This is a genomic window from uncultured Roseobacter sp., from assembly GCF_947493125.1.
GTDB lineage: Bacteria > Pseudomonadota > Alphaproteobacteria > Rhodobacterales > Rhodobacteraceae > Roseobacter.
Window position 1 is genome coordinate 1 of sequence record NZ_CANLQB010000021.1, and the last position, 9,436, is coordinate 9,436.

Here is a 9,436-nt window from a genome sequence, read left to right on the forward strand (position 1 = left end):
CCTTTCCTAGCAGTGATAGACAACTGCACTTGGCGCATTGCGACGCCGGGGGAGCAGGAGCTATCCACCCCATCGGCGCCGTCTTTCTGTCGCTGCGCCGCAGCATCAGGAGACCCAATGAATGGCTGGAATGGGCCGGGACGAGATCCGATTGAGTTGGGGCAGGGGGCGATGCTGCGTTTGCTCCAAGGACGGCACCGAGCCCATAGCGGAAGTCTTCGGTTTTTGCTGCGTGCGCATGCAGCACGAAAATTGCTGCATGCGCAGTATTCACATTTCTCCTATACAAAGAGAAATGCTGCCGTTCGTGCTCATGCCTTCAAAACGGCAAACTACTCTGGTTGGACCGGCAAGCCGCGAGATTTTCGATTTTCCTGTCAGTAGCGGAATTTCTTCAACATTGCAGCGTACTGGATCCGTCGGGAGCGTATGTTATCGAAACAGCCACTCACCTGTTGCTTGCAACTCAGGCACATGTGAAAATTGCTTGAATGACTTAAGCCGTCTTTCGGCTCCGCAGCCACGCGAAAGCGGTTAGCCCACCAATAAACAGGGGCAAGCCCGCGGGGAGCGGAATGACCGCGGGGTCCGCAGCGCCGAAGATGTCGAGGTCCACGATCTCTCCATCCAGATCACCCGCAAAGTTCAGGATCCCGTCCGTCAGGTCTATCCCAAAGAACAGGATCGCGACGCCGAATGGGTCGCTGCTTTCTTCGTTGATCGCCAAATCGTAGAGGATCGAGATCGTATCGGCATCCGCGTCAACTTCGACGTCCAGCGCCGTACCGCCCAAAATCTCTGTAAATGTTGTATCAAAAATCGACAGGTCGACGTCCGAGGCCAGAGCCGAATCGACTGCGCCAGACTCAAGCAGTGCGGAGACGAAAATGTCATCATTGTCATTCGAGATACCAAATGCCTCAAGATAAAAGTCATCCGCGATCACATCGAGCGTATCCGCTGAAAAAATGAGATCTCCCAGGATCACATCATCAAGTGTACTCGCCGAGGCCCCCCCCGCCGACAGGCCGAGAGCGCAAACAAGCCCGGCACAAAAATTGTAAAATCTGTTTTTCATCTCAGGTTTTCCGATGCAGTCCATGAACTTATTACCTTTCGCTTAGCTTACACCAAGAAATCAGCTGTGCCGATCTCAATCTGGATACTGTTTGTGTCCACATCATCACCAATGACGTAGATCCGATCGCCATCCCCGCCGTGCGTGATCAGCACGCCGCTGCGGATATCGCGCACGGTGAAGTCGTCGTCAGCCAGCAGGATCGTGTCATCGGCACCGAAGTCCGAGATCAGATCCCGCTCGCGCGCGCCGTTGGTCAGTTCGTCGCCGAAGACGAAGGTATCCGCCCCGCCGCCGCCTTCCATGCGGTCGTAGCGCCCGCCCAGGCCGAAGATGAACTCATCCGCCTCGGTCCCGGCCAGACGATCGGAGCCTTCGGTGCCGACCACATCGAGCCGCCCCGGACCGTCATCCGCCCCGTTGACCTGCAGCGTCGCCAGCCCGTCGGTCGAAAGATCGCCGTCGCTGATCGCGAAGGAGATCGACAGATCCACGCTCTCATCGTCGTTGAGAGCGCCGAACTGGCCGGGGTCGATGGTCACGCCGCTGGCGCTTTCGGTGAAGCTGACCGTGCGGCCGTCCGACGAGGTGACGGTAACGTCCTCAAGGCTCAGCACCGCGCTGTCGACATCGCTGCCGAGCGCCAGCAGGTCGAGCGTGACCGGCGCGTCATCCTCCGATGCGGTCTCGGCCAGCGCCCCAACCATGGGCGTGTCGTTCACGCCGGTGATGGTCACCGTGACAAGGCCCGTATCGCTGCTGTCTATGTTGCCATCGGTCACGGTGTAGCTGAAGGTGTCGGTGGCACTTTCCCCTGCGCCAAGGCTCTCGAAGGCGCCGTTGGGGTCGTAGTCAAAAGTACCATCACCATTGTCGGTCACCAGACCCAGTGTGCCCGTGGTGTTCAGGCCCGAGACCGACAGCGCATCACCGTCGATATCAGTGTCATTGCCCAGAACCGACGCGGTCGTAAAGGCAGTGTCCTCATCAGTTTCGAACCCAACGCTGTCGTCATCCCCTGCGACCGGCAGGTCATTGACCGGATCGACCGTGATCGAAATCGTGCGCACCTGCGAGAAAAGCGCACCGTCACTGACGCGGTAGGTGAAGCTGTCAGGCCCGTTGAAATCTCCGTCCGGTGTGTAAGTAAAGGCGCCTGCCACACCCAACTCCAGCAGACCGTCTGAGACATCGTCGATGATCTCGACGATCAGGTCCGCGACATCCGTTTCCGCATCATCATAAAGAAGCTGGCCAAGAACCCTGGTGTCTTCGTCCAGCGTGACCGAGCCGTCCTGCGCGGTCGGGGCGGTATTGTCATCGGCCTGAACCGTCAGTTCCACTGTTCCGGTGTCAAAGCCGCCGGACCCATCCGTAACGGTGTACTGGAACGTCGCCGGCCCCGCGTACCCGGCGTCGGGCGTGAAGACGATCAGCCGGTCGATCAGATCGACCGTGCCGTTGCTGGCCATCCCGACGCCAACAAGGTTCAACGTATCGCCATCGACGTCGGTATCATTCGCCAGCAGGTCGGCCGGATTGATCACCAGGTCGGTCTGGAATAGCGTCGAGAGCCCATCGTCATCAACGGCAACCGGCACGTCATTCACGGCAGCAATCGACAGGCGGATCGTCCCGCTGTCGGAGGCCCCGTCGCCATCCGTCGCCGTGTAACCGATGTCGAAGTCGCCATTTACGTTGGCAGCCGGGGTAAAGACAAAGTCTTCGCCGTCGAAAGTGACCTCGCCCACGGCAGGATCAACGTCGAATTCGAACGAAAGCTCCTCATCGTCGGCGTCCGGCGCGTTGTCAAAGACCGGGACAACAACCGGCGTGTCTTCGTTCGTCGGCAGGTCAAAATCATCCGACACCGGCGCGTCGTTCACGCCGCGAACCCCGATGGTTACCGCTGCCGGGTCACTGACCAAGGCGCTGTCGGTATCCTCGATCACGGTGTAGGTGAGCACAACACTCGCCGCCGGGTCCTGCGGCACGGGGTTGGCACCTAGCGCCTCGAAGTCACCAGCTGGGCCAAACACCACCGTGCCATCTCGGCTCACCAAGATCGTCCCGCCCGAAGACAGCGCTGTTTCGACGCCAAACGGGATCACGGCATCATCCGGCCCCCGCACCTCGTTGATCTCGATCGGATCGCCGTTGAGGTCCGTGTCATTGCTGAGGATGTTGAAGGTGATTGCGGTGTCTTCGTTTGTCTCCGCCGTATCATTCGCCGCGACGGGCGCAGCCGGAGGCTGCGGCCCCACCGCAATCGTCACCGTGGCCATGTCAAACGCGCCAGACCCATCCGTCATGGTGTAGTCAAAGCTGGCCAGCCCCGTGAAACCCGCCGTGGGGACAAAGCTCACAACCCCGGCGGCAAGGCTCACCATGCCGTTCTGCGCGTTGCCGACGGCCGTCACGGCAAGCGGCTGAATGACCTCAGGGTCGCCGTCGTCGTCGTTGCGCAGCAGGTCGCCCGCATCGATGTCGAGCGCCGCGCCAAAGTCGGTCGTAAAGCCCGGATCATCAGTTGCGACCGGCGCGTCATCGACAGCGCTGATCGTGACCGTGACGGTTGCACTGTCCTCACCGCCTTTGCCGTCAGAGATCGTGTACTCAAAGGTCTCGTTGCCGTTCTGGTTCGCCACCGGCGTGATGTCGAAGGAGCCATCTGCGTTCAACGATACCGTGCTGCCTCCCGAAGTCACGCTGTCAAACGCCACCACCGTGAGCGTGTCGCCATCCTCATCCGTGTCGTTGTCGAGCACCGACGCGGTGTTAAAGGCTACATCCTCATCCGTCGTGAACCCAGCCCCGCCATCGTCGTTCGCAACAGGAGTGTCTGGTTGGCCGTCGACTGTGACGACAACAGTGCTTTCGACTTCATTGCCCGCTTCATCACGTACCAGAAATGTTAGGGTCGTCTCACCTTCGAAGTTGGGCGCGGGGGTGAAGACCAGTTGCCCGTCTTCGACCGTGACCGTCCCCCCGGTCGGGTCTGAGCCGGAAACAAGGGTCAGCGGGTTGCCCTCGGGGTCTGAGACGCTTGCCAGAACGTCAATTGTAACCGTTCCGTCTTCGTCAACAGAACTGGTCAGGTCGTCGGCGATCACCGGCGGCAAATCGACGTCTGCTGTGATGATTTCTCTTTGTTCGCCATCTTCGTCAGTAAACGCAAAATCAGGGGAGCCTGCGGACAGTTCCGCGAGATCGAAGTCACCGGTAAAGGCCATGTCGAAAACGGTCGTCTCAAACTGCCATGTCCCGGGCACCAAACCGGCGGCCTCCGCTGCTGCTTCTGCCGCGGCGACAACGTCTGGATCAAGGTCTTCCAGCCGCACGATACCCGCCGGGAAATTCAGCTCGGTGAAGTCGTCCGTGCTGCGATCAACAAGATAGGTGAACAGCGAGTTTTCATCCGTCACCCGCCATGCATCGGCAAAGGTTGTGTAGAGCTCTTGCCAGGACAGGCGCCCGGTGCCGCCCGTCAGGTCGGTGCCATCGGGCAAAGAGAAGTCGTTTGTGCTGTCGCCGTCATAGTTGCCGTGGATGCCCTGCATCTCGCCAACGCGAGACGGATCAACGAAAGGATAGACGTTCAGATAGGCGCCGCCGATGCGGACATACATCCCGTCGCCGAGACCGTTGCTGAAGATGTAATCGTTGAAGTTTCGGCGGTAAATCGAACCATCGTCAACGGCTATGGACTCGCCAACCTCAATGGAGATCGAGTTTCCATTGACGAGGACTGTGGCTTCACCGGTTTCCGGCCACTGAATTTCAACCTTGTTGTCTCCAATGCGCATCGCCGCGGCATAGTTGCTTGTGATCGAGGCCGATGGATTGTCGGTGTACCAGTAGATCGGCAGTTGGCGGGTCTGGATTTCAAACTCACCGTCCGTAGAGCGCGCGAGGACGAATTCCCCATAGGCATTGAAGAATGTGCCGTTGCCATCGAAGCTGCTGATCCAAGGATCACCGTAGGTGACACTGCCGTCAGCGTCTTCGTTTTCACCGTCATCGCTGTCGGGGTTTTCTGGGTCTTCTGGCGGGCCTTCGCGCGGGACACCGGGCGCACCGCCATCTCCTCCGGAACCGGAACCATCGCCGTCTCCAGAACCGTCTCCATCTCCTTCGGAATCGCCGTCGCTCGGGTCGTCCCCAAACAGTTTATCGATTCCAACACCAGTTGTTACTGCACCTCGAACGGCATTGAAGGTACCGATTGCAACCGCTGGAACACCTTCGACGGCCCCAAAAAGCGCACGTCCAGTTAGCATCGCGCCGCCTCCGAAACCAAAGGTGGCTAACCCGCCAACAACCATCACTCCGCCGATGAACTTCTCTTGTGCCTCAGGGCTTATCCTCTGAGGTCGAAAACGTTCTTGCATTGCATCGATCGCATCATCAACGCCATTCCCATCGTAATCGCCCACCGGCTGTGGTACGCCAATGCCTTGAGGTGCAGGACCACCGGGTGCGAAGTTCAGGCCAGTTGGATCAACAAGACTTGAAGGCGAGTTGAGCGCGAAGCGATACAGGTTCTCGATGTCACCAGAAACAAACAGAGGATCCTCAGAAGCGAAGCGACCGATATCGTTTGAGTAGGATCGCGCTCGCATAAAAATGGTGTTTTCGTTGTCTTCAAGTACCCCGAATGCTCCATTGAATTCAAAGTCATTCGCCAAGCCTTCATTTTCGGATAAAGTTCTTCCAAACGGCATGTAGATATAATTGTTTTGTACCAGCCCGTCACTTCCGCTTAACGTGGTAATCGAGCCGACCGCATCCGCATCATAGTACAAGTTCAATCCGCTGGTCTCTGCCGCCGCTAGGCCCAAACCGTGTGCGTAGCTGGCTTGCAATGAGCTCCCCACAAACTCTGATACGATATCGCCCAGCCCGAACGGATCGACGAGATACTCCGTTACGCTACCATCCGTTGTCTTCGCTACTCGATTTCCGAAGATATCGTACTCGTGCTCTTGCACCGTCCCATCTGCCTCGGTCACCTTCACCAAACGGTTATTCAGATCGTATTCGTAGGTGGTCGTCCCGGATAGATCGGTCCGGGACACCATGTTGCCGTCGTCGTCATAGGCGAAGGTGGTATCGCCGACGCTCGTGTACTGGTTCAGCGCATTGGCGGTGTAGAGTGTCTCCACCCCGTCTTCCACGACACGGGTCCGGTTCCCGGCATCGTCATATTCGTAGAGCAGCGACTTATCGTCGATTGCTGGGTTGATCGACACGAACTCCGCCGAAGTCAGCTGCCCGATAGCATCATAGCCATAGGTCCAGGTGCCGTCATGGCTCTCCATCTCCACCCGCTGCCCGGCGGTGTCGTAAGTGTAGCGATAGAAGGAGTTGACCGTGCCATCCGCCTGCGCATTCACGATCTCGGTCAAGCGACCCGCGTCATCGTAGGCGAAGCTCGAAGTCGTGCCGTTGCCGTTTTCCTCGAGGGTCAGGTTCCCCGTAGCGTCGTAGGTATAGTCGACGATGCCGCCATCCTCGTCGTCCAGACCGATGAGACGCCCGAGATCGTCATACTCATAGAACAGCGCATCGCCCGACTGATCGGTCATCGAAGACCGCAGGCCAGCCTCATTGTAGGTGTAGGCGAGGCTGCGGCCTTCGGGATAGGTGATCTTGGTGATCCGATCCGCGCTGTCGTATTCGAAGCTGGTCGTTCCGCGATCATCAACGGCTGAGGTCAGCCGACCCTGCGCATCGTAAGAGTAAGTGACCGCGCCACTCGACCCGTCGCTCTGCGACAGCAACCGCCCGTTGGTGTCATAAGTATAATCGATGGACTCCCCTCGCCGGTTTTCCGACATGGTGAGATTGCCGTTGGCGTCGTAGGCGAATTCCAGCGAGGTGCCGTCGTCCCACTCCGCCTCAACGATCCGTCCGCCTGCATCGTAGGTGAAGGTCCGGGTGGCATCGCTGGCGTCGGTGAAGGTGGACGGCGCATCGGACTCCCCGTCGTAACCGAACTCAACCGTCGCGCCGTTGGCATCGGTCAAGCTGGTGATGCGCCCTTGATCGTCGAAGGTGAAAGTGGTCTCGGTCCCGTCGGGCGCGCGGAGGCCGATCAGATCGCCGTCCGCGTCGAAGATCAACGAGGAGACATTGCCCTCGCCATCGGTGACGCGGCCGACGGCGCCGCCAGGTAGGTAGTCCACGGTGGTCGAGCGGCCTTCCCCATCGGTGACTGTGACGCCACCGACGCCGTCATAGGAGAAGGTCTCCGACTGGAGCCCGTCCGCGTAGTCGATGGATGCTAGCCTCAGATCGGCGTCATACCCGATGTCTGCAGCCTCTACGCCAGCGGGTTTCACGGAACTCAGATTGCCTGCAGCATCGTAGGTGAAGAGCGCGGTGCCAGCGTCATCTGTGGACGAAACAAGCTGCCCGGCACCGTTGTAAGCGAGAGCGACGCTGTTGCCGTCTTCGTCCGTGATGCTGTCGATGCGGCCGTCAGTGTCGCGTGTAAAGGCGAGCGACGCACCTTGAGGCCCAACTAGAGCGGTGAGGTTTCCGCCACTGTCTCTGACAGCGGTCGTTTCCTGCCCGTCCGGCTCTATTAGCTTCAGCAGTTTCCCCGATGCATCAAAGAGCATCCGGGCGCCGTCGGAGAACTCGACGGTGAAGCCTTCCGACGTTGCGAATAGCTCTGCATCTGTCAGGCTTGTGTTGGCAAAGGTGCCGATTTCTGTAGCGACGAATTCAACTGCGGTGGTCGGCACATGGGCAATGACGCTGCCGGAGAGTGTGACCGCGCGCGCTGCCGTTTCCGAAATCGCGTAGAAGGCTGCAGAGCCCGGGTCCAGGTTCCTGAGAATGCTGAGTTCCGACAGGCCCTGCAAGATGACCGTGTCGCTACCGACGTCGAGGCCGATATCGGCGACCGACGACCATCCTTGGCCCATTGAACCCTGTTCGGCACGGCTAGCAATGCTTCCAAAATCCGTAACCACTTCCGTCAGGAACGCCAGTGCCGCACTGGCGCTCTCTCCGTTCAGGCCGAACGATTGAAGTTTCTTGCCGTATTCAGCGAGTGCATTTGCAAAGTCTGCACCCGTTGAGCCAAGGCGGTCGGTCAGAAGACCTGAAACGACTACCCATGCTTCATCTGATACACCCGAGGGACGCAACAAGTCCACGCTCGCATCCCAATCGATCACGGCATCGAAATCGATGATGCTCGCATTGACCGTGTAACCTGCCCTCGGACCGGCCGTTCCCTGAATGTCAAATTCGGCGATGCCGGTTTCGCCAACCGCAATGTCGTCAACTCCATCCCCGTAGGATAGAATGAAGACCTGATCGTCGAATGCGCCAGTCAACGGATCGCGGACCAAGGCCGCTTCGCCTGATACGAAGAAAAGTGCGGCGTCAATTTCCGAAGGTGTGCCTGATGGCGATCCTCTTTCATAGGTGATTTGCGCGGCACCTGAAGTACCGGGGGCGAGCGTCTCCGGCACCGAAACATCAAATGCAAACTCCCCCGTTATACCACCAGAATCGCCGTCAATCACAATCTGGACGGGGGTCTCTTCGCTGAAGTCAATCCCATCGAACGCGCGATAGGTGAATTCATCAGTTCCTGAAGCACTTGGCGAGGCAGAATAGCTGAAACTGCCGTCCGAATTTAGTGTTAGGGTCCCCTTCGACGGCCTGGACAGAAGTTCGGCAGACAGAGTCTGACCTTCAACGTCCGTGTCGTTGGCTAGAACTCCGCTTGCGGTGGATATGGACAGTGTTGATCCCGGCAAAGCCGCGTAGCTGTCTGCTACACCGACAGGCGCATTCTGGAAATCATCGTTTTCTATCGCAACATCAAAGGCAAGTTCCGTTCCTTTAAAGTCGAACGCGAGTGTAAAGAGCTCTGTCGGTTCGATGTCGGTGTCGCCGAAGATGGGGACAGAGACCGAGGCCGATGTCTGGCCTTCGGCGAAGCTTAGCGTGCCGCTGGTGGCTTCATAATCTTCGCCCGCTGTGGCCGAGCCGTCGAGCGTGTTGAAGGGGACATCGAAAGCTTCAGGGGCCGGGCGCGACAGCGAGACGTCGAAGACCGCTTGCTGCGTACCGTCATCGCCTTCGACCACCAGGGGCCGGGACACATAGAGTGCCAGATTGTTGCCGTCGCCATCGTCATCAAGGATCCAGCCGGTTGAGCGCAGCACGGGCTCGTTGCCAGCAAGCACAGCGCCCTGGGCCGAGAAGGCTTCAAAGACGATAGTCTCGTCGGTCTCATCGATGCTATCAGCATCTACGCGGTAGAAGACAGTCTTCGAGGTCTCGCCCGCAGCAAAGGTCACGCTGGTGCCGGAGTTGAAACTGTAGGCGTCC

Annotated in this window: 2 protein-coding genes; both read right to left on the bottom strand. The window is 58.7% G+C overall.

The window, feature by feature from the left end:
• Window positions 1-496: 496 nt before the first annotated feature.
• On the bottom strand, window positions 497-946 hold the full coding sequence (locus Q1A71_RS23500) for a VPLPA-CTERM sorting domain-containing protein (RefSeq protein ID WP_299682796.1): 450 nt from the start codon (window positions 944-946) through the stop codon (window positions 497-499).
• A gap of 179 nt (window positions 947-1,125) precedes the next feature.
• Complete coding sequence (locus Q1A71_RS23505; RefSeq protein ID WP_299682799.1) at window positions 1,126-9,405, bottom strand: Ig-like domain-containing protein; 8,280 nt, start codon at window positions 9,403-9,405, stop codon at window positions 1,126-1,128.
• Between the last annotated feature and the right edge of the window lie 31 nt (window positions 9,406-9,436).